Source organism: Methyloversatilis sp. (assembly GCF_030698125.1).
GTDB lineage: Bacteria > Pseudomonadota > Gammaproteobacteria > Burkholderiales > Rhodocyclaceae > Methyloversatilis.
Genome location: NZ_JAUYNV010000008.1, coordinates 35,397 through 56,396, shown reverse-complemented (window position 1 = coordinate 56,396; position 21,000 = coordinate 35,397). Strand labels below are relative to the sequence as shown.

Sequence of the window (21,000 nt, the reverse complement as noted above, 5' to 3'; positions counted from 1 at the left end):
TTCAGAGGCCGAGCCGCTGCCAGATGGTCGAAGTGAGCCCGGCCTGGTTCAGCGTGTAGAAGTGCAGGCCCGGCGCGCCGCCAGCGAGCAGGCGTTCGCACAGCGTGGTGATGACGTCCAGCCCGTAGGCCCGGACCGATGCCGCGTCGTCGCCGAAACCTTCGAACTTGCGCCGCATCCAGCGCGGGATTTCCGCACCGCAGGCTTCGGAGAAGCGCGAAATCTTCGAAAAATTGGCAATCGGCATGATGCCCGGGTAGATCGGTGCATCGACGCCCATCGCGCGGGCGTCGTCGACGAAGGCGAAATAGGCGTCGGTGTTGTAGAAATACTGCGTGATGGCCGAATCGGCGCCTGCCCTCATCTTGCCGACGAAAGCCTGCAGGTCCTTCTCGGCGCTGCGCGCCTGCGGATGCACTTCCGGGTAGGCCGCCACCTCGATGTGGAACCAGTCGCCAGTCTCCGCGCGGACGAATTCGACCAGTTCGTTGGCGTAGCGCAGATCACCCGGATCGACCACGCCGGACGGCAGGTCGCCGCGCAGCGCCACCATGTGGTGGATGCCTTCGGCCTGATAGCGCTGCAGCAGCTGGCGAATGTTGTCGCGCGTCGAGCCGATGCACGACAGGTGCGGCGCCGCATTCAGGCCTTCGGCCTGCATTTCGAGCACGGTTTCGAGCGTGCGGTCGCGCGTGGTGCCGCCGGCGCCGTAGGTGACCGAAAAGAAGGCCGGGTTGAGCTGGCGCAGCTGGCGACGCGTGGCACGCAGCTTTTCCGCGCCCTCGTCGGTCGCGGGCGGAAAGAATTCAACGCTGCACACGCGCGGGGTCGAGTCATTCATCGTGGTTTGTTCCGGGCGGCTTCATGGCGAACATGAAGAACTCGCGGTTGCCGTCGCCGCCGGTGATCGGGCTGTCGAAATAATCCAGTGCGTTGAGACCGTTCGCCTCGGCGAACGTGCGCAGACGCACCTCCAGGGCCGCGTATTGTGCCGCATCGCGCACGATGCCGCCCTTTCCGAGCGCATCCGGCCCGAGTTCGAACTGCGGCTTGACCAGCGCAAGCACCTGTCCGGCCGGTTTGAGCAGCGCCGGCCACTGCGGCAGCAGAAGTGTCAGCGAAATGAAGCTGGCGTCGCACACCACCAGATCGAAGCCGCCATCGGGCAGGTGACAACCGAGCGCGGCCGCATCGAGCGTTCGGGCATTCAGGTGTTCGATACAGGTCATGCGCGCATCGCCGCGCAGCCGCGCGTCGAGCTGGCCGTGGCCCACATCGACACCGACCACGCGTGCCGCACCGGCCTGCAGCAGGCAATCGGTGAAGCCGCCGGTGGATTGTCCGACATCCAGACAGACCGCATCGGCCACCATCAACCGGGTGTGCTCCAGCGCGCCGGCCAGCTTCAGGCCGCCGCGCGACACGAAGCGATCGTCTTCGCTGGCTTCGACCGCCAGTTCGACGTGTGCAGCAATGTCCTGCGACGGCCGGGTCACGATGACGCGGCCGGTAGCCGACAGCAGCGCGACACGGCCGGCCGCGATCATCGCCTGCGCCGCGGTGCGCGAGCGCGCAAGACCGCGCGCCACCAGCGTCTGGTCGGCACGCATCAGTCGAACCAGGCTGCCGCGTCTGCGCTCACTCGCCGTCCTGCGGCGTCGCCGCGACCGCCGGCTTGCGCGCCCGGCTGCGACGCGGCGCCCGCGGCTTTGCAGCCTTGGGGTCACTGGCGGCCGGCGCGTCGGGCGCCGGGTCGGCTGCGACCGGCGCTGGCGCAACGACCACGCTGTCTGCTGCACCTGCATCGGTCGGCGCCTTGCGCGGCTGACGGCTGCGCCGCGGTCGCGCTGCAGCCTTCGGGGTGTCGTCCGCCGCGGGTTCAACCACACGCTCGACCGGCTTTTCGATCAGCTGTACCTGGGCCTGGCCGTTGTCGCCCTTGCGCAGGCGGAACAGCTCCGGATGGCTTTCCAGCAGGCCGGACAGGCTGGCGTGGCCGTAGTCCTTGTTGCTGAAGCCGGGTTCGTACTGGCGCACGATCTGGCCGACCCGCCCGATACCCGCCCAGCCGGTGTCTTCGTCGGTGGCGGAACGGATGCCCTGCGACAGCAGATCGAGCACCTGCGCATCCGGCTGCGTGCTGCGTGCCTTGCGCGGTGCCTCGGCGCGTGCCGGCGCTGCGCCGGCCGGGCTCGCCGACGTGGTCCGTTCGGCCGGACGTCGTTTCGATGACGATGATGCGGCGGAAGGTGCGGCGCGCATGTCGTCGGTGAACACGAATTCTTCGCAGGCGCGCTGGAAGGCGACCGGCGTAGTGCGCCGGCCGACCCCCATGACGAACAGGCCGCTTTCCTGGATGCGGCGCGCCAGCGACGTGAAATCGGAGTCGCTGGACACGATGCAGAAGCCATCCACGAGACCGGAGTGCAGAAGGTCCATCGCATCGATGATCATCGCGCTGTCGGTCGCATTCTTGCCGCCGACGATGCGGAACTGCTGGATCGGCCGGATCGAGTGGTCGAGCAGGTGCGCCTTCCAGCTGGTCATGTTGGGCGAGGTCCAGTCGCCGTAGATGCGGCGCACCGTGACGCGCCCGCGCGATGCGGCGGCCAGCAGCACCGGCTGGATCAGCGACGGCTGGGCGTTGTCGGCGTCGATGACCAGCGCGAGGCGGCGTTGCGAGGTATGGGTATCGTTCATGCGGAGCAGTTGAAAATGCAAACCGGCATGCTACCCCTGTCGGCGCGGCAGCGCGGCAGTTGCGAGGGCTGTTCCCGTGGGAGCTGTTCTGTGGGAGCTGCGTCCGCGCCGCGATACGCACTCTGCAAGGCGACCATCGCGGCACCATCGCGGCGAGGACGCCGTTCCCACAGGGGACGCCGCTCACAAGAGCCCGGCTCAGTCTTCGATCGTCAGATAGACCAGCGTCTGGTTCAGCAGCTGATAGGCCACTTCGCCGTAGGTCATCGGGCCGAGCAGCGAAGGCACGCGCTTGCCTTCAAGTTCGCTGTACAGATAGTTCAGCACGCAGTTGCAGCTGAAGCCGACCGGCCCGGCCTGGCCGCCGTCGCGCGCGCGCAGCGCCTGCTGGAAGGCACTGACGTAGTCGGGCACCGGCGCGGCAAAGCGGTATTCGACGTCGTCGAACACCGGTGCATAGAAATCGACCGCGCCCTTGCCCAGATCGACGGCCTTGATGCTGACGTTGATCATCGCGCCGCTGTAATCGGCCACCAGCGGCAGGCGGGTGTCGATCGCGTTCGTGGTGACATAGCGCGCGAAATTGGCCGGCTCGCCGTTGATGCGGCATTCGGCGACCGAAAATCCCTTGGCCGGAAAGCGGATGCTGTCGCCATCACCCGGCGTGAACAGATTGATGATGTCGATGTGCGCGTACTTGTCGGCCGGCAGCGGCACGTGCATCACCAGTGCGCGGTCGGGTTCGAATTCCAGCGTTTCGCCATTGACCGCGAGCGGACTGGCGCGGCCGAGATCATCGAGATGAATGCCCGAAATCCAGCCGATCAACGGTTTGAGGTACATGTCCTCGTAGCCCGGCGCATTGCGCGCGAACAATGAGTGCACGGCCGAGAAGGCGGGAATGACGATGATCGAAAAGCCGTTTTCCGGTGCGTCGGCGCACACCCGCTCCAGGCTGATCTGGTCGTAGAAGCGCATCAGCGGCACACCGCCGCTGACCGGCACCTGCGCGACATAGAGCTGGTCGCGTGTGGTCACGCCGCCGTCCTGCCCCATGAAATAGGGAATGGTGCCGCCGATCCAGTGGCCGCGCGGCAACTCGCGCAACAACAACTCGTCCCCGGCTACGCTGTAGTAGCCACCACCGCGAATCAGGGCAGTCGCTTCCGACAGCCCCATCATGCGCCCGCTCAATTCCTGCTTGGTCTGACTGTTCATGAAATCGGGACGGGCGTCAGCTGGCGCGCAACTGGGACAGCTCGTGCCCGAGCATGCGTGCGTTCTTGACGAAATAACGGTGCAACTCGCGTAGCTTGAGCATGCGCACTTCTTCGTCGGTGATCACTTCGAGCTGGCTGCGCAGACGGGTCATCAGCAGCTTCAGGCTGAGCGCACGGATATCGAGATCCACCTGGCCTTCGATCAGCTTGAGCCAGACCGGATCCGTCAGGTCGGGGATATCGTCCGTCAGCGCGGCAGGCGCGACGGAGCCGGCGGGCGCCAGATCGACCAGCGGCGACGCAGGCGTCGCGATGGCAGTCTTGCCCTGATCGAGCGAGTACTTGAACTTCCACAGTTCCTGCAGCGGAATGCCGGTGATCGTGCAGATGCCGTTCAGCGGAACACCTTCGTTGAACAGTGCAAAGACGTGCTTTGAAAGGGCCTGGGAAAACGGCATATCGACGGCGCCGGCCCAGGGCAGCGCGCTCAGATCGGCACCGATCGGCGCCTGCACATGCACATGGCAACGCCAGCCCGCGAGATCAACATGGCGCCAGGCGCGCTCCGGCCCTTCGGCCGGCTGACGCCGCACGCGAGCGAACCAGCCGCGCGGCGGCTCGACGCCGACCCAGGCATCCAGCTTGCGGGCATCCGGATCGAAGCGAAAATCGCGTACCGTCCACGGCTCGTTCAACTGCAACAAGCGGCCCAGAAGTACTTTATCCAACGCCATCGGTTTCTCCTCCTCCGACCGAATTCTGTCCCGGTTACGTGACCGGAATTTTTTCTGTATTGAGACGGGCCCGGAATTGCGAGACGGATGGTAGCAAAGGGATGCCGCGACACGGTTTGCGCTGCAACATCGCAACCGGTGCCCGGCATGCCTGACCAAAACGTGGATTTTCCGGCCGGGCCGACCGGAGGGTGAAACAGAAACGCAATGAAGCGCCTGAGACACTGAATGTGTGGTGCGCGGAAAGAGACTCGAACTCTTACGCCTTGCGGCACTGCCCCCTCAAGACAGCGCGTCTACCAATTTCGCCACCCGCGCACTTCGGATAGGGGCCGGAATATACAACAAAACTGCCACAACAAGGAGTCAGCAGTGTGACGGATATACAGCGAGCGCGACAGGTGATGGTCGAAATGGTGAAGCCGCATCGGGGCCGGCTGCTGTTGGCCACCCTCGGTCTGGTACTGGCGGCGAGTGCGGCGCTGGCGCTCGGTCAGGGGTTGCGCAGCGTGATCGATCAGGGGTTTGCAGCCGGTGACGCGGCCTGGCTGGACCGGGCGCTCGGTGGTTCGCTGCTGCTGGTCGTGCTGCTGGCGGGCGCGACCTGGCTGCGGTTCTACAACGTGTCCTGGCTCGGCGAGCGGGTGTCGGCGGATCTGCGCACGCGGGTCTATGCGCATCTGCTGACGCTGCCGCCGTCGTTCTTCGAAGCCGGGCGCACCGGCGAAGTCATATCGCGGCTGACCAACGACACGGCGCAGATCGAAAATGTGGTCGGTTCGACGCTGTCGATCGCACTGCGCAACATCCTGCTGCTGACCGGCGGACTCGTGATGCTGGCGCTGACCAGCGGGCGCCTTACCTTGCTGGTGCTGGCCGGCGTACCGCTGGTGGTCGCACCCATCGTGCTGTTCGGCCGCAAGGTGCGGGCGCTGTCGCGCGAGCGTCAGGCGCGGGTGGCCGACCTCGGCACCCATGTCGACGAAAGTGTGCACGCCATCCGCATCGTGCAGGCCTGCGGCCACGAAGACGCGGACCGCGAACACTTCACGTCGCTGGTCGAGCGCAGTTTCGACACCGGCGTGAAACGCTACCGTCATTCGGCGCTGATGGTCGTGATGGTCATCCTGCTGGTGTTCGGCTCGGTGGCGGTCATCCTGTGGGTCGGCGGGCACGATGTGCTGGAAGGTCGGCTGAGCGCCGGCGAACTGTCGGCCTTCGTGTTCTACGCGGCCATGGTGGCCAGTTCGGTCGGCGCGCTGTCGGAAGTGTGGGGCGAGTTGCAGCGGGCAGCGGGCGCCACCGAGCGGCTGATCGAACTGCTCGACACCCAGCCCGACATCACGGCGCCGTCGTCACCGCGCGCGCTTCCCACGCCGGCGCGCGGCGACATCACCTTCCGTGACGTGCGCTTCAGCTACCCGAGCCGACCGGACACACCAGCGCTCGACGGCTTCAGCCTCGACGTGCGGGCAGGCGAAACCGTCGCGCTGGTCGGGCCTTCGGGCGCCGGCAAGTCCACACTATTCCAGCTGCTGTTGCGCTTCTACGATCCGCAGTCGGGCACGGTGAGCATCGACGGCGTGCCGCTGGCAGACGCAGATCCGGCCGAGGTGCGCGCACGCATCGCCCTCGTGCCACAGGAGGCGGTCATCTTTGCCGCCAGCGTGGCCGACAACGTGCGCTATGCGCGGCCCGGCGCCAGCGACGCCGAGGTGCGCGTTGCCTGCGAAGCGGCCTTCGCCGACGCCTTCATCCGCGCCATGCCGGGCGGCTATGACAGCCCGCTCGGCGAGCGCGGTGTGCGCCTGTCCGGCGGCCAGCGTCAGCGCATCGCCATCGCACGCGCCATTCTGGCTGACCGGCCCATCCTGCTGCTGGACGAAGCCACATCGGCGCTCGACGCCGAAAGCGAGCGCATGGTGCAGGCCGCACTGGCGCCGCTGATGGCCAGCCGCACCACGCTGGTGGTGGCGCACCGTCTGGCGACCGTGCAGCGTGCCGACCGCATCGTCGTGCTCGAGCACGGCCACGCCGTCGAAACCGGCAACCACGCCGAGCTGCTGGCACAGGATGGCCTGTACGCGAAGCTGGCGCGGCTGCAGTTCATCGACGCCTAGACGGGCACGGGGAACGCGCCGACATCCGGCGCATGCCGCAGAGCATCACTGCTTGCGCAGCGTCAGTTCATCGTGCAGCGCATGCACGCCCTCGACGCCGCGTGCCACCTCCAGCACCCGCTCGCGCTGCACCTGGGTGTCGACTTCGCCAAGCAGGCGCACATCGCCCTTGAGCGAAATGACTTCGATCGGGTAGGCCTTGATGCTCGGATCGGCCAGCAGGGCAGTGGTGACGCGGGTTGTCACACCGGCATCGTCGAGATTCGCTTCCGAACCGGGCATCGACTGGGTCGTCGCGTTCGATGGCATCGCAGCAGGCGCAGGCGAAGACGACTGGGTGACCGGCAGGGGCCCTTCCTTGTCGCAGCCGGCGAGCAGCAGCACGCCGAAGCAGGCAAGCGTCGCAGCCGTCCGCAGTGATCGTTGGGGGGTGTTCATGAGGGTTTCTCCGCGCAGACGGTCAAGTCGACCGCAGTTCCGATCATCGGCGTCCCGACGTGGCGCGTCCGTACCAGAACGAACACAGCGGACGACCCGCCGGACGCGGCCGATTCGGGATCGCGCGATGCGATTCGTCCGCCAGCGCACAGACCGTTGGTGTCGTCCGCGAGCAACGTCGCCTCCCAGGCATCGGTCGCGCGGATCGTCCATCCGGCGCCGCGCGTCCGGATCCACGATGACGATTCAAGGAGAAATCAATGAGCACGCTCGAGATTACGCCGAATGAACTGACGGACGCGCCAGTGTGGAAGACGGAGTCCTATCACGATCACGACATGCATGTCTGCACCGAACGACTCATGAACCCGAACCCCTCGCTGTCAGGCCACGGCAACGAGTGGACCTTCACGGTCACGATCAGCCGGCGGGATGCAAAGGTGCCGGACGAAGAAATGGTGAGCGCAAAAGCAGACCTGGGACTGTTCTACGCGTCACAGGAGATTGCAGAAGGCATGGGCTTTCTGCGGGGACGCGAACTGATCGAGTCACGGTGACGCCTCCTGGCGCCCGGTTTGTCTGTTGCTGCGAGGGACGGGCCGGACCGGTGACGCCGGGACGCAAACACCGGACACAAATTTCAGCGCCCTCTCATGACTCCCGGGCCGAACGCCCCTGATCCGGATCATTCCGGGCACGCCGTGCGCCCGCGTTCGATTTGACGGCGACCGGCGCGGGCGAAGATACTTCGGCCTGCAGCGACCATCCGGTCACGACTTTCGGTCGCCTGCCCCGTTTTTCCGCCCCGCCACCCCTTCCCTGGTCTTGCCGCCTGTCGTTGCGGGACGTCCGCTGGAGCTTCACCCGCATGATCACACTCAGGAACGTCACCCTGCGCCGCAGCGCCAAGGTGCTGCTCGACGGCGCCACCGCCACCATCAATCCGGGCGAAAAGGTCGGTCTGGTCGGTCGCAACGGCGCCGGAAAATCGACGCTGTTCGCGTTGCTCAACGGCACGCTGCATGAAGATTCCGGCGAATTCAACGTGCCGGTGCAGTGGCGCATGGCGCAGGTCGCGCAGGACATGCCCGAAACCGACCAGCCGGCGACCGACTTCGTCATCGAGGGCGACACCGCGCTGCTCGCGGCCCAGCAGGAAGTGCATGCCGCCGAGGCGGGCGACGACGGCGAGCGCATGGCCTATGCCTACATGGCGCTGCACGATGCCGGCGCGCACGACGCCCAGGCGCGGGCGCAATCGCTCATTCTCGGGCTGGGTTTCAAGACCACCGAACTGAACAATCCGGTGAACAGCTTTTCCGGCGGCTGGCGCATGCGCCTGCAGCTGGCGCGCGCGCTGATGTGTCCGTCCGACCTGCTGCTGCTCGACGAACCGACCAACCACCTGGATCTGGACGCGCTGGTCTGGCTGGAAAGCTGGCTGACGCGCTACGAAGGCACGCTGGTCGTCATCAGCCACGACCGCGAGTTTCTCGACGCCATCACCAATGTCACGCTGCACATCGACGCGGCGAAGCTGACCCGTTACGGCGGCAACTACAGCACCTTCGAAGACATGCGGGCTCAGCAGATGGAACTGCAGCAGAACGCCTACGCCAAGCAACAGGACAAGATCGCCCATCTGCAGAAGTTCATCGCCCGCTTCAAGGCCAAGGCGAGCAAGGCCAAACAGGCACAGAGCCGCGTCAAGGCGCTCGACCGCATGGAGCGGCTGGCGCCGATGCTGGCCAGCGCCGACTTCACCTTCGAATTCAAGGAACCGGCCAATCTGCCCAACCCGATGCTGGTGATGGAGAACGCGAGCTTCGGCTATCCGCCGCCGGACGACGCGCCAGCCGGCGCGCCGCCGACCACCATCGTGCGCAATGTGAACCGCACCGTGATGGCGGGCCAGCGCATCGGCATCCTCGGCGCCAACGGCCAGGGCAAATCGACCGTGGTGAAGACCATCGCGCGCGCGCTCAAGGCCACCACCGGCACGGTAAGCGAGGGCAAGGGTCTGTCGGTCGGCTATTTCGCGCAGCAGGAACTGGATGTGCTGCGGCCGCAGGACAATCCGCTCGAACACATGACGCGCATGGCGCGCGAAGGCCTGCCGGCCGGACAGAGCGGTCGCGAGCAGGACCTGCGCAATTTCCTCGGCACCTTCAATTTCAGCGGCGACATGGTGAAGCAGGCGGTCGGCACGATGAGCGGCGGCGAAAAGGCGCGCCTGGTGCTGTGCATGCTGGTGTGGCAGCGCCCTAACCTGCTGCTGATGGACGAACCGACCAACCACCTCGACCTCGCCACCCGTGAAGCACTGGCGATGGCGCTGAATGAATTCGAAGGCACGGTGATGCTGGTGAGCCACGACCGTTCGCTGCTGCGCTCGGTCTGCGACGAGTTCTGGCTGGTGTCGCGCGGCGGCATCGAACCGTTCGAGGGCGACCTCGACGATTACCAGCGTTACCTGCTCAATGAAGCGAAACGCGCACGCGAAGACCTGAAGGAATCACTGAAGACGCCGGCAGCCTCCGCAGCGCCAGCCGCCACAGCCGCCCCCGTACCGGCCCCGGCGATGAAGAAGACGCCGGTGAACCTCAAGGCGCTGAAGCTCGAACTGGGCAAGCTCGAACAGGCCATCCTTGACCTGCAGAAGCAGAAGCACGGCATCGAGGCGCGTCTAACCACGTCGTTGCCGCCACAGGAGATCGGCGAACTGGGCGTGACGCTGCAGAACATCGACGCCGAACTCGACACCCACGAAGAGCGCTGGCTGGTGGTGTCGGAACAGATCGAATCGGCGACCTGACGCGTCAGGCGGACGCCGCCTGACGCGCTGCATTACACGACCGTGACGCGACGGCGGGCGATCGCGCCGATCAGACCCAGCCCGGCGAGCAGCATCGCCCAGGTTTCGGGCTCCGGCACCGGCGCCAGCACGAAGCCACGGCGGGCGTCGGTCAGCGTGTTGTACGCACTGCCGACGATCCAGCCCTGATCGTTGATGTCATTCGCCGACTCAAGCACCCAGCCAGCAGTCAGCGTTTCGCTGTCGAGCAGACTGGTGAGATCGATGATCGAAGGGCCGTCCCACAGGAACGCCCTCTGCTCGAAGGTCGACGCCGGATCGAAGATGCTTGCCTTCAGGCCGGATCCCACGATCTGACCGGCATTGTTGATGCCGAAGGCTGCGGCAAACTCGCCTGCCAGCGTGCCCAGGTCCGTCGCGACCGTACCATCCCAGCGCACCGGGCGGATATACCCTTCGCTGCTGAACATCTCTCCCACGACAACGCCGGCGTCGTTGATGTCGTAGGCCTGGCTGTTCGGGCCGCCCAGCGTGCTGAGCACGTAGTTGTCCCAGCGGGCGGCCTGGTACGCGACGACCGTTGGTCCGTTCGAACCCGCTTCGGTGACGGCGTAGATGCCTGCAATCTGGCCTGCGTTGTTGATGGCACGGGCTTCGCCGCCGATGCCGGGCAGTACGATGACAGCGCCATTTCGCCACAGCGTGGCGTTCGACAGGCCACCCCCGAACGTTGAATCACCGACGATGTCACCCGCATCGTTGATCGCACGGGCGGTGCTTGAACTCATCTGCGGCAGCGCGAGGTTCGTCGCGTTCGCCCCCATCCACAACGTAGCCTGGCTGTTTGACCCGGATCCGGTGAGCGCGCCGACGATCTGTCCCGCGCTGTTGATTCCCTGCGCAATGGCGGTGCTAGCGGGCGGCAAAGCGAGCGTCGAGGTGACGCCGCCCAGCCACAGCCGTGGATGCTGTGCTGACCCATCCGGGCCGCCGGAACCGATGACCTGCCCGGCCGCATTGATCGTGGTTGCCGTCGTGTATCCGTCGCCCGGCAATTCAATCAGGGAGAACGTGTATCCGGCCGCCTGCGCGGCCACTGCATGACCGGCAAGTGCCAGCGCGACCAGCAATCTGTGAGGGGTGTTGCGCATTGTTGTTGTCTTTCTCTCCGCGAGGAGGGCAGTGATGAGCGACCTGTAGACGCGAGACGTGTCGTTCCCTCCGCTTGGTGCGTCAGGACCCGGTCGTGGCGAGTGGATTATGCAGATGCACCTCTCATCCGATCATCGTGAATCGATAACTTTTGATTCGCCGATTTGACTTTCGAATGACATTGACCTGCCGATCTATAACTTTCGATATAGAAGCAAAGCTGGCCATTCATTTGCCATACATTCGATCGTTGCCCGGCCGCGCGAGCAGCTCCAGCGCCGCCGCCCAATCGCGCGGCACGTCCTTGCGGGCCATGTTCAGCCGCTTCAGCCGGACGGTCACAATCGCCGACTCGCTTTTCGCGATGGCCTCCTGATGCACGGCGGAGCGGACGAAGCGGGCGCGCGGGGCGTCGCCGGCCCACACGCTCATCGTCCACGCCTCGTTGCCGAACAGTTCGCGCCGCGCCGAATAGCCGATCAGGCCGGGCTGTGTCGCCATGCTGTCGATGACGCGGCGCGTCTGGCGGTCGAATTCATCGCGCCGGGCGCCATCGACGACGATGTGCGTCAGCACCAGCACGACGGCGTCGTCCGCCTCGCCGGCGACGGCCGTGTGGATGCGCGGAAACGGTGTCGACAGCGCGCACGCGCCCGCCAGTGCGGACAGGCCGGCCGCCATCAGCAGGGTGCGCAGCGACAGCATGAAAGGGCGGCTTCCCGGCGGCAGGGCAGGTGACATGACGAAACCTCGCATCAGGGTCAGGGTGACGTGATCGACGCCTTGGGTTGACGCCGTCTACTTCAACCTTCATCCCACCTCGACGCGCGCGGGCAGTTCGACGATCCCGGGGACGATCTCGGCGCGCTGGGTCGGCAATACCTCGATTTCGCGCATCGCCATCCGCTGGAGTACCGGCTGATGTTCAGCACACCGTGGCCGGCGTCTGCCGCGCATCCCGACCTGGTGCGCGACGCCGCGCACGCCTTCGACATCCTGCGTCAGGTGCTGCGACGTGTGCATGGCGACACACCGCAACAGCAGGCGCTGGTCGATCTCGATGCGCTGTACATCCGGTCGGCGATGCATGGGTTGGCCGGCGTCATGACCGGCAATTGCATCGGCCAGCTCGACCTCGCCCCGGCGTGCTGGAGCAGGCCATGCGGCACGTCATGTCACGGATCGGCAGCGGGATGGCCCCACCCTGACGCCAGCAAGCTCAGCGCAGAAGTCGGCGCTGACCAGCGCAATCTTTACTGTAGTCCTCGATCATCCGGTTATGCGCCTCGACGCGCTGGTCATAGTCCGCATGGCGTGTGTTGACCGCATCGACGCGCGCGCGCAGCGCCCCAACAGCTTCGTTGTACGCCGCGACCGCCTGCCGAAGCGCCTCCAGCCCACGGTTATGCGCATCAATCGTTTCGTTGTGGCGCCTGACGTCGGCGTTGAAGGCGTCCACTGACTGCTTGCGCGCGGCGGCCTGTCTGGCGTCCGCGGGCGGCGCCTTGATTGCCGCTTCAAGGGCCGCGTGGCGCGTGTTGATCGCAGCGCCGTTGCGAGTCACCTCTGCGCCCTCTTGCACGGACGTCGCTTCAAGCGCGTCCAGCGCCTCGCGTTGCCGGGCCAGTGCGTCGATATCGGGTTTCAGTGTGGCCGCTTGATCGGTCTGTTCTCCGGCGTAGGCGGCCAGCACCTTTCGCTCGGCTTCGATGATGCGGCGCTTCCCGACACATTCGTTGAGCATGGCCGGATCGAGCGTGTCAGGTGGCTCGGGCAATTCGTCAGGCTTGGCGTTGTAGCGCAGCACGCTGCGGATTTCCGGCAGCCGGACAGGCTCGGCCAGGACATCCGCCGGCGCGGGGCCTTGCGTGCGGCCCGACAGGCTCACAAGCAGTGCCGGCAACGCCAGGAGATACAGGGGTCGGAACAGACGGTTCATGCCACCAGAGCCATTAACGGAACCGGAGACCACGCCTTCTGGCAGCCCGATTACTCCGTGTCCGGCGTACTGCCGTCGATATGTTCCAGCAACACACCCAACGCGGCGATGCTCTTCGGATCTTCGGCGTCGTCGAGCGCGTCGAGCAGCACTTCGCGGATATCGGCGCTTTCGACGAACTCCATGTCCCACTCGGGAAACAGCCGCTCGCGCACCTCTTCATTCGCGCACAGTTCCACCACGGTGTCGTGCCGCGGATCGGCCTTCAGTGTCTCCATCAGCGCGGTGACGCTGTCGCGCGGGCCTTCCAGCCACTGGAAGAACACGCCGCTGCCGAACACCAGCAGGCCGGTGATGCCATACGCCGGATTGCGCCGCCGCGATGACGCGATGATGCGTTCGACATCGGCTGCATCGACGCCGGGCGCGGAGCGGCTGCAGTAGACAACGTTGTAGAGCCGCGGCTGCAGCGGGTCCAGCATCGGCTCATCGCCACGCGTGGGGTGGACAGCGCTCATGGGATGGTTCTTTCCGGTAATGGTCAGGCAGGCGAAAATCGCTCTGCACAAAATTGAAGCATAAGTTGCCGTTGGGATCCGATGCAATAAAGCGAAGTTCCATCATCCGGTGGCTTGCAGATGGAGCGCGGACAACAGGTTCGGGCGCTTGCCAACGCTCATCCCCGAACCGTTGGCACAGGCCCGCAAGTGCAGGCGGCGACGGTTGCAGCGCGTCATCCTCGCCGTCCGCAGGCCACTCAGGTCACGCCGCTTTCAGGGCTTCGAGCGACCGTGCGGCCACGCCGATGTCACGCCAGGTCTCGGGGTGGCAGGTGAACAACAGTATCTGGTGCCGCGTGGCGGCGTCGAACAGCACGCGTTTCATGCGGGCCAGTCGTTCATCGTCGCTATGTACCAGCGCATCGTCGAGGATGATCAGCGTCGGGCGACCGGCTTCGCGCAGCAGGTCGGCGTAGGCAAGCCGGCTGATGACGCCCATCTGTTCGCGGGCGCCGAAGCTGAATTCCTCGAAGCCGCCGCTTTCTGCACCGTTGGCACCGGCACGCGTCATTGCACCGGGAACAAGCTGGTCGTCGATATCGAGACTCGCGTTCGGAAACAGCAGTTGCAGATAGCGGTCGAGGTGCTTCTGCAACGGCGCCTGCAGGCGACGGGTCAGTGCGCTGCGATGACTTTTCAGCAGTGTCAGCAAATGGTCGAGTGCGGCGGCGCGGCGGCGCAGTTCGGTGGTGCGACGCACGGCCCGCGCATGGTCGCGCGCACGCTCGGCGCGCCGCTCGTCGAGCCCCTGTGCGCCGGCTGTCTGCAGTTCCACCTCCAGCCGGGTCAGTTCGTCGCGGCGCAGGCCGGCTGTGCGCTCCAGCTGTTCGGCGCTGCCACCGAACCGCTTGATGTCCTGCTCGAGGATGTCCGGGCGCGCATCACGGCACTGGGCGGTCAGCGCTTCGATGTCGGCATCGGCGGCCATCTGCCCGGCAAGCGCTTCGTTCAGCGCGCGCTGCGTGGCGGCCAGTCGTGCAGCGCGCTCGGGCGCGTCGAGGGTGGCCTGCGCACTGCGCAATTCGCGCTGCGCGGCGTCGACCGCGCTCTGCGCGTTGGCCGCGGCGATGTCGGCTGCCGCCAGCTGTTTCGCCGCATCCGCCGCCGAGGCGCGCGCGGCCTCCTCCTGCGACTCGGCCTCGTTGATCGACGGCAGGGCCGCGTCGTCGTCGGGCTCCCCGATCAGCCGCGACAGCGACTGCGCGGCTTCGGCCAGACGGCCTTCAAGCATCGCCAGTTCGCCGCGCAACGCATCCAGTCCCTGCGGCGCGCGCGCCTTGAGCGCGGCCTCGGCGGTCTGCGCATCGGCCTGATGCTGCATATATCTATGCAGACGTGCTTCGGTCGCATCGAGCGACTCGACGCCGAGGCGGGCCAGCAGCGCTGCGTGACGGTCGAGCAAGGCGGCTTCCTGGCGGCCCAGATCCGCCAGATCGGCGCCGCCCGGGGTGATGTCGAGCCGGCCGAGGCCAGGCAGCGTCACCGCGGTGGCGTCGGTCAGCAGGCGCTCGCCGTCACCGGTCAGGCTTTCCTCACCGATCCGGATGACCCGGCCATCATCGAGCGTGAAACGCAGGCGGGTGGCGGCCGCCTCCTGCCGCAGGCGCAGCGTGCGGATGTCCTGCTGCTGGGCGCGCAGGGTGGCCAGATCGGCGCTGCGCAGCTCGGTGGCCGCCATCTGCTGGCGCGCGCTGCGCAGGCGGCCGGCTTCGGTCTCGGCCCGCATCAGGGAAGTCCGGGCAGCGTCGCGCCGGCGTGTCAGTTCGTCGAGCTGGCGTGACAGCGTGGCCCGGGTGTCGCGCTGGCGGGCGCGGTTGAGCGTATGTCGCGCAGCCTCATGGCGCGCCGCCGCCTCGCTGCTGCGGCGCTGCCACTGCTGCGCCGTGGCCTGTGCCGCGGCCAGCCTGTCTTCTGCGGCGGTCAGCGCCGAGCTGCGCTGTTCGACGTCGCGCTGATCCGCGCCGTGGCGTTCGAGCTGGCTGTGCAGCAGCGCCAGCGTGTCGCCGAAGCCGCGTGCGCGCTGCTGCGCGTCGCCCAGTCGCGCACCCAGCGCCTGTGCCTCGTCGAACTTGCGGCGCGCCGCCTGTTCCTGCGCGCGCAGCGCGAGCCAGGGCTTTTGCGCGTCGTCGGCCTCGTGTTCGCGGCGCAGCGCAGCGAGCCGGTCAACCTTGTTGCGGTAGGCGGCGATATCGGCATCCAGCGCGGCTATCTCTGCGGCAAGGCCGGTTTCGGTCTCGATCGCCTCCTTGTAGAGGCCGCGCGGCGTGGCGTTCGCCGGCGTCAGCAGTTCGTTGCGCAGCGCCTCGACCTGGTCGGTCACCGCGTCGCCGCCGCTGCTGGCCACTTCGCCCAGCGAGGTGTTCAGCGCCGTGCGCAGGTGATCGGTGGCATGCGCGACCGGCTCGCGGATGTCGTGCGCCGTGCCCTGCTGTATCCACAACAGGCCGGGGATGCCCCAGTGCTCGGCCGCGCTGGCGCCGCGACCGGCATGGCGGAAACCGAGCAGTTCAGCCAGCCGGTCTTCGGCGTCGGCGCCATCGAACTGCTGTGCGCCGCTGGTCAGCGTGCAGCGCTTGCGGACGAGGAAGCTCTTGCTCAGACGGTAGGCGACGCCGCCGGTTTCGAACTCGAGTTCGACCGTCGGCGACGCGGAGGCGTCGCCCCACGGACGCAGGTCATCGACACTGCCCGAACGGTGACGCTCGAAGAAGGCTGCACGAATGGCTGCGACGACCGTGCTTTTGCCGGCTTCATTCGGGCCGGTGAACAGGTTGAGGCCGAGGCCGAGCTCGCCGATCTGCAGCGGCTGGCGGAACTGCCGGAACTGTTCGATGCGGATGCGCGTGAGCTTCACGAGGCACCCCCGCCTGCAGAGCGCCGGTCACGCAGCAGGCCGGCGAGCAGCACCAGCGCATCACGCGCCGTTTCGGCTGTGCCGGCACGGTCGCCATCGCCGTCACCCTGGAGCGTGCGCAGTTCGGCGATCACGTCGCCGAGATAGCCGTCGGCGGACAGCGCATCGATGTCGTCTTCGGTCGGTGCAATGCGCAGCGCAGACAGATCGACCGTCAAGCTGCGCACCCGCCCCTGCGTCTGCGCGAAGGCATCGCGCAGACGAGCGTGACCGGCCAGATCGGTCTCGCCGTCGAGCGTGATCTGCACGACATCCGCATGACCGAAAGTGGCCAGCCGGGCGAGCAGCACGTCGATGTCGCTGGCCACCTGCAGCGTCGCACTCTCGTCGAACCAGCGGTACTGCCCGGTCACGACCGGCGTCACGAGCGGTTCGGCACCGGGCGAAGCAAGCTCGACGATCAGCGCACGGCCGGAGTCATTGGCGCGGAAGCGGTCGGTTTCCGGCGTGCCGCTGTACCAGGTGCGTGCATCGACCTGCCGGCAGCCGTGCCAGTCGCCGAGCGCGAGGTAGTCGAGCCGCGCCTCGGCGGCGCGCCCGGCGGCGATCGGATTGGACGAATCGATGCCGTCGGCAAGAATGCCCTGCACGCTGCCGTGCGCCAGCCCGATGCGATGAAATCCGGCCGGGGTGTCAATGGCAGCGAAGGCGTTCGTCAGGTCACTGTGCGTGATGCGCTGGGTCAGTGGTGCGGCCAGCACGGCCACGCGCAGGGCGTCGAACTGCACGGCGCCCGGTGCGAGGCAGACGGAGACATTGGGCGGGATGGCACCCAGACGCGCGGCGCGCGTCCATACCGATTCGCTCAGCGCGGCGTCATGGTTGCCCGGGATCATCACCCAGGGCCCGGCGTAGCCACGCAGGCAGTTGAACAGCCGGTGGATCGTCCGCTCGGCGACTCCCTGCGCATCGAATACATCGCCCGCCACCAGCACCATGTGCACGCCCTGCACGCTGGCCAGCTGCGCCAGCCGCTCGACGGCCGCGAAGCGCGCCTCGGCGAGCAATGCAGCGTCATCAGGCTCGAACTGGCCGTACAGCTTGCCGATCTGCCAGTCGGCGGTATGGAGAAGTTTCAGCAAGGTGCGAGGTCTGAAGCGATGGTGGGCGGACTATACAGAACGGGTGAACACGACGCGGAAGCGCTGTTGTGGGAGCTGCCATGACAACAATCGTTTCAACCCGGCCTGCGGAACACGACGACGTGCTGCCACGGCAGATGGTCGATCGTGCGCTCCCACTTCAGCCGGTGCACCGTGGCCTCGCGCCGCACGCGCGCCTCGCTCATCTTGTGCAGCGGCTTGATCGGGATGTCCGGATCTTCTTCCTTGAATTCGACGAACACGATCTGCCCGCCCGGCTTCGTCGCGCGCACGATGCTCGCCAGCATTTCGAACGGGAAGGACAGCTCGTGGTAAACGTCGAGCATGACCACCAGGTCGACCGCCGCTCGCGGCAACTGCACGTCATGCTCCAGGCAGCGGACGGCCTCGATGTTGTCGAAGCCGTTGTCGCGCGCCAGCCGCTCGATCTTGAGCACCATCATGCCCTGCACGTCGACCGCGATGATCTTCCCGTGTGGTTTCACAACGGGCGACATCAGCCGCGACAGGTAGCCGGTGCCGGCGCCGATGTCGGCAATCACCATGCCGGGCCGAAGGTCGAGTGCCTCGACCAGCAGGTCGGTGCGCTCCTCCTCAAGCCTCTCGGGGCGCTCCAGCCAGTCAGCGGCCCGCCAGCCCATCACGTCGGAAATTTCTCGCCCCATGTAGAACTTGCCGGTACGGTCGAAATCCGCGGGCGGCGCGATCAGGTAGCCGGGCGCACGCGGCGCGCGGGGGCGGTAATCGGGGCGCTGCGGCGCTGCGTCGGCGTGCGCACGGGGCAGGTATCGGGACATGGCGGCGAACATACCATCGCGCGCCAAATACGTAGCGCACAAGCTTCGCCTTTGGCGTGTATCGTGACGGTCGCCCTGTGCGCTTCCGCGGCGCTGCCGGATCCGGCGTGCCGCACCTTTCATGCTGACCCACAACGAGGAGGCAGACCATGTCGATTGCCCCCACCCTTCCTCTCTCCCCGGACGAGTTGTCCGAAGCAGAGGCGGCACTGCTGGCTGCGCCCGACAGCGAATACATGTCGGCCGGCCAGCTCGACTTTTTCCGCCAGCGGCTGCGCGCCGAGCGTGATGCGTTGCTGCAGTCGGCGCACGACACGACGCAGCACCTGCACGAGTTCGAGCGCACGCCGGACCCGTCGGACCGTGCGTCGCTGGAAGAGGACCATTCACTGGAATTGCGCGTGCGCGACCGCGAACGCAAGCATCTGCACACGATCGACGAGGCGCTGGTGCGCATCGACGACGGCACCTACGGCTGGTGCGAATTCACGGGCGATCCGATAGGTATCGCCCGCCTGCTCGCCCGCCCGACGGCCACACTGTCGCTGGAGGCGCAGGAACTGCACGAACGAAAACGCAAAATGCGCGGCCGCTGAGCCGTCCCCCGTTACGGTGCGGTTTGCCCCGATGAGAGGGGCGCACTGCCGACGGAGCAGCCCCAGTAGGGCAGCCCTGTGGGGGCGGCGTCCCCGCCGCGATCAGTGCCGCGATGGTCGCCGTGCAAAGTGAGTATCGCGGCGGGGACGCCACTCCCACAAAAACCACACTTGGTCGCCGCTCGCAGAGCCGGCTGCAGGGCCCGCAGTGGATTGCCGCTCCCGCAAGGGGCGACGCCCCGGGACGCGCTTTCCGGAAACCGGATCCGGCCACGTGGCGGGCCCGTCAACGACCGATCAATGCACCCGGCGGCGCGGCGCGGCGGCAGGACCGCCACGACCTTCGATTTCGCGGAACGTGATGCGACCCTTGCTGAAGTCGTAGGGCGACAGTTCAAGCGACACCTTGTCGCCGGCCAGGATGCGGATGTGGTGCTTGCGCATCTTGCCCGAGGTGTAGGCGATGATCTGGTGACCGTTTTCCAGCGTCACGCGGAAGCGCGAATCCGGCAGCACTTCGGTCACGACGCCATTCATGTCTATCAGTTCTTCTTTGGCCATGGGTACATCTCCAGGTTGAATTGGGTGCGGGCACGCCGACCGCGCGCCGGTGCCGGGGTCTGCCGGATCGATGACGCGCTGATCAGCGGTGGTCTGCAGGCACACTTGCCCGACAGACAGGTTGGGGCGGGTCGTCCGCGCTTTTCCGCATCGAAAGGATGCGGGGCCTGCACGGTGACCGGCGGGTGAGCTCTGCGGACTGAAGCCCGGGGCAATCCCGGAGCGCTGGCGTCCTGCGACATCCCTGCCGCGAGTGCCGAAGCAGCACACGGACCTTTCGGGGACGCCGATTCCAGAGGGTGAAAATCCGGTGGGAACGGAATGCGGATACAACGGGCGATGTCCTGGACGCGCGACATTCGCCGCCGGCCGATTTACACCGCCCTGCACTATGCCCTGAATCGATGCCTTCTGCAGCGCTTTCTTGCGCGTCGCGGACACGCCACGGCCGCAATGAGGGGCACAATGATGATTCAGGCAGCGCGCGACATCAATGACGATCCCGCGCCGCCTCCAGGGTTTTCCGCGCTTTCCGCATTCTGCCTGCGCCCTGCCACCCGCCTGCGCACGGCGCACTGACTGGTCCCTGCCTTGATGATCGAACCCATACTGCTGACTGCCGCGCGCGTATGCACGCTCGAAGGCGCGCGCGTGCTGACCAACGCGAGCGGCTTCTTCTTCGAACGCGACGAACGCCTTTTCCTGGTCACCAGCCGCCACGTGGTGGTCGATGAGCCGAGCAAGCACTTCCCGGACAGCCTCGAAATCGAGCTGCACACCGACTCGGCCAACCTGGCCGAGTCCACCGGCTTTTCGATCCCGCTGTACCGCGGCGGCAAGAGCATCTGGCGTCAGGGCCAGGACACGGCGGGCGAAATCGACGTCGCGGTGATCGAAATCGAACGCGCGGCGCTGCCCGCCAAGACCGTTTATCGCGCCTTCACGCCGGCCCATCTGGAAGTCGATGCACGACAGATCGAGGTCGGCAGCCTGCTGCTGGTGGTCGGCTTCCCGCTCGGCTTTCACGACACGCTGCACCACATGCCGGTGGTGCGCCACGCGGTCATTGCGTCGTCCTTCGGCCTGCGCTTTCAGGGCGAAGGCTATTTTCTGACCGACGCACGCACCCATCGCGGCACCAGCGGCGCTCCGGTGGTGATGCGTGCTCCGGCGGGCAGCGTCGCCAAGGGCGATCTGCCCTGGCAGTTGCTCGGCGTGCATTCCGCCCGGCTTGATGTCGGCACGCGCGACCGCAAGCTCGACGAGGCGCTCGGCCTGAACTGCGCCTGGTACGCCGACATCCTGATGACGCTGACCGAAAGCTGACCGCGCCGCCCGGGAACGCGATACG

General features: G+C 66.6%; 21 protein-coding genes and 1 tRNA gene. 7 read left to right on the top strand and 15 right to left on the bottom strand.

Features of this window, described 5'->3' with window-relative positions; all coding sequences use genetic code 11:
* Window position 1: 1 nt before the first annotated feature.
* From metF to Q8Q80_RS04125, 6 genes are all read right to left on the bottom strand, one after another.
* A complete protein-coding gene (gene metF, locus Q8Q80_RS04150; RefSeq protein WP_305631714.1) occupies window positions 2-841 on the bottom strand; it encodes a methylenetetrahydrofolate reductase [NAD(P)H] in 840 nt (279 codons plus the stop codon).
* Entirely contained in the window at window positions 834-1,610 is a 777-nt protein-coding gene (locus Q8Q80_RS04145; RefSeq protein ID WP_305631713.1) for a TlyA family RNA methyltransferase, read from the bottom strand. The genes metF and Q8Q80_RS04145 overlap by 8 nt, the downstream gene beginning before the upstream one ends.
* A 28-nt stretch (window positions 1,611-1,638) precedes the next feature.
* Window positions 1,639-2,700: an NYN domain-containing protein gene (locus tag Q8Q80_RS04140; RefSeq protein WP_305631712.1), complete on the bottom strand. Its 1,062-nt coding sequence runs from the start codon at window positions 2,698-2,700 to the stop codon at window positions 1,639-1,641.
* Between the two features lie 198 nt (window positions 2,701-2,898).
* The gene (locus Q8Q80_RS04135) at window positions 2,899-3,918 is read right to left on the bottom strand and encodes a hypothetical protein (RefSeq protein ID WP_305631711.1); all 1,020 of its coding nucleotides are present in this window, start codon (window positions 3,916-3,918) and stop codon (window positions 2,899-2,901) included.
* A gap of 16 nt (window positions 3,919-3,934) precedes the next feature.
* A complete protein-coding gene (locus tag Q8Q80_RS04130; RefSeq protein WP_305631710.1) occupies window positions 3,935-4,654 on the bottom strand; it encodes a hypothetical protein in 720 nt (239 codons plus the stop codon).
* Between the two features lie 233 nt (window positions 4,655-4,887).
* Window positions 4,888-4,972: transfer RNA gene (locus tag Q8Q80_RS04125), tRNA-Leu, on the bottom strand.
* 86 nt (window positions 4,973-5,058) lie between these two features.
* Between Q8Q80_RS04125 and Q8Q80_RS04120 the strand changes: the two genes are divergently transcribed.
* Window positions 5,059-6,774, top strand: coding sequence for an ABC transporter transmembrane domain-containing protein (locus Q8Q80_RS04120; RefSeq protein ID WP_305631786.1), 1,716 nt, complete (start codon window positions 5,059-5,061; stop codon window positions 6,772-6,774).
* A gap of 45 nt (window positions 6,775-6,819) precedes the next feature.
* On the opposite strand, the gene Q8Q80_RS04115 is transcribed toward Q8Q80_RS04120, so the two are convergent.
* Window positions 6,820-7,212 carry a BON domain-containing protein gene (locus Q8Q80_RS04115; protein WP_305631709.1) on the bottom strand — a complete coding sequence of 131 codons (393 nt, stop codon included), beginning with the start codon at window positions 7,210-7,212 and terminating at the stop codon, window positions 6,820-6,822.
* A 260-nt stretch (window positions 7,213-7,472) separates the two neighbouring features.
* Here Q8Q80_RS04115 and Q8Q80_RS04110 point away from each other — a divergent pair, with 260 nt between their 5' ends.
* Both Q8Q80_RS04110 and Q8Q80_RS04105 read left to right on the top strand, forming a co-directional pair.
* Complete coding sequence (locus Q8Q80_RS04110) at window positions 7,473-7,769, top strand: hypothetical protein (protein WP_305631708.1); 297 nt, start codon at window positions 7,473-7,475, stop codon at window positions 7,767-7,769.
* Between the two features lie 311 nt (window positions 7,770-8,080).
* Window positions 8,081-10,027: an ABC-F family ATP-binding cassette domain-containing protein gene (locus tag Q8Q80_RS04105; protein ID WP_305631707.1), complete on the top strand. Its 1,947-nt coding sequence runs from the start codon at window positions 8,081-8,083 to the stop codon at window positions 10,025-10,027.
* A 32-nt stretch (window positions 10,028-10,059) separates the two neighbouring features.
* On the opposite strand, the gene Q8Q80_RS04100 is transcribed toward Q8Q80_RS04105, so the two are convergent.
* Window positions 10,060-11,157: a PEPxxWA-CTERM sorting domain-containing protein gene (locus Q8Q80_RS04100; protein WP_305631706.1), complete on the bottom strand. Its 1,098-nt coding sequence runs from the start codon at window positions 11,155-11,157 to the stop codon at window positions 10,060-10,062.
* 250 nt (window positions 11,158-11,407) lie between these two features.
* Window positions 11,408-11,920, bottom strand: a complete 513-nt coding sequence (locus Q8Q80_RS04095) for an antibiotic biosynthesis monooxygenase (RefSeq protein WP_305631705.1) — start codon at window positions 11,918-11,920, stop codon at window positions 11,408-11,410.
* Window positions 11,921-12,100: 180 nt separating this feature from the next.
* On the opposite strand from Q8Q80_RS04095, the gene Q8Q80_RS19785 reads away from it, so the two are divergent.
* Window positions 12,101-12,502: a hypothetical protein gene (locus Q8Q80_RS19785; protein ID WP_371132690.1), complete on the top strand. Its 402-nt coding sequence runs from the start codon at window positions 12,101-12,103 to the stop codon at window positions 12,500-12,502.
* Here Q8Q80_RS19785 and Q8Q80_RS04085 read toward each other — a convergent pair.
* The 5 genes from Q8Q80_RS04085 to Q8Q80_RS04065 form a co-directional block, all read right to left on the bottom strand.
* The gene (locus Q8Q80_RS04085; RefSeq protein ID WP_305631703.1) at window positions 12,399-13,118 is read right to left on the bottom strand and encodes a hypothetical protein; all 720 of its coding nucleotides are present in this window, start codon (window positions 13,116-13,118) and stop codon (window positions 12,399-12,401) included. The genes Q8Q80_RS19785 and Q8Q80_RS04085 overlap by 104 nt on opposite strands.
* A 50-nt stretch (window positions 13,119-13,168) precedes the next feature.
* A complete protein-coding gene (locus tag Q8Q80_RS04080; protein ID WP_305631702.1) occupies window positions 13,169-13,636 on the bottom strand; it encodes a BLUF domain-containing protein in 468 nt (155 codons plus the stop codon).
* A 244-nt stretch (window positions 13,637-13,880) separates the two neighbouring features.
* Window positions 13,881-16,532 (bottom strand): AAA family ATPase, encoded by a 2,652-nt coding sequence (locus Q8Q80_RS04075; protein WP_305631701.1) that lies wholly within the window; start codon window positions 16,530-16,532, stop codon window positions 13,881-13,883.
* The gene (locus Q8Q80_RS04070) at window positions 16,529-17,674 is read right to left on the bottom strand and encodes a DNA repair exonuclease (RefSeq protein ID WP_305631700.1); all 1,146 of its coding nucleotides are present in this window, start codon (window positions 17,672-17,674) and stop codon (window positions 16,529-16,531) included. The genes Q8Q80_RS04075 and Q8Q80_RS04070 overlap by 4 nt, the downstream gene beginning before the upstream one ends.
* A 95-nt stretch (window positions 17,675-17,769) precedes the next feature.
* Window positions 17,770-18,492 (bottom strand): class I SAM-dependent methyltransferase, encoded by a 723-nt coding sequence (locus tag Q8Q80_RS04065; protein ID WP_305631699.1) that lies wholly within the window; start codon window positions 18,490-18,492, stop codon window positions 17,770-17,772.
* A 149-nt stretch (window positions 18,493-18,641) separates the two neighbouring features.
* Between Q8Q80_RS04065 and dksA the strand changes: the two genes are divergently transcribed.
* Window positions 18,642-19,088: an RNA polymerase-binding protein DksA gene (gene dksA, locus Q8Q80_RS04060; RefSeq protein ID WP_371132689.1), complete on the top strand. Its 447-nt coding sequence runs from the start codon at window positions 18,642-18,644 to the stop codon at window positions 19,086-19,088.
* A gap of 297 nt (window positions 19,089-19,385) precedes the next feature.
* Here the strand turns inward: dksA and infA are convergent, their stop codons facing one another.
* Complete coding sequence (gene infA / locus Q8Q80_RS04055; protein WP_069038651.1) at window positions 19,386-19,649, bottom strand: translation initiation factor IF-1; 264 nt, start codon at window positions 19,647-19,649, stop codon at window positions 19,386-19,388.
* A gap of 339 nt (window positions 19,650-19,988) precedes the next feature.
* Between infA and Q8Q80_RS04050 the strand changes: the two genes are divergently transcribed.
* Both Q8Q80_RS04050 and Q8Q80_RS04045 read left to right on the top strand, forming a co-directional pair.
* Entirely contained in the window at window positions 19,989-20,228 is a 240-nt protein-coding gene (locus Q8Q80_RS04050) for a hypothetical protein (protein WP_305631698.1), read from the top strand.
* Between the two features lie 15 nt (window positions 20,229-20,243).
* Window positions 20,244-20,975, top strand: coding sequence for a serine protease (locus Q8Q80_RS04045; protein ID WP_305631697.1), 732 nt, complete (start codon window positions 20,244-20,246; stop codon window positions 20,973-20,975).
* Window positions 20,976-21,000 lie beyond the last annotated feature (25 nt).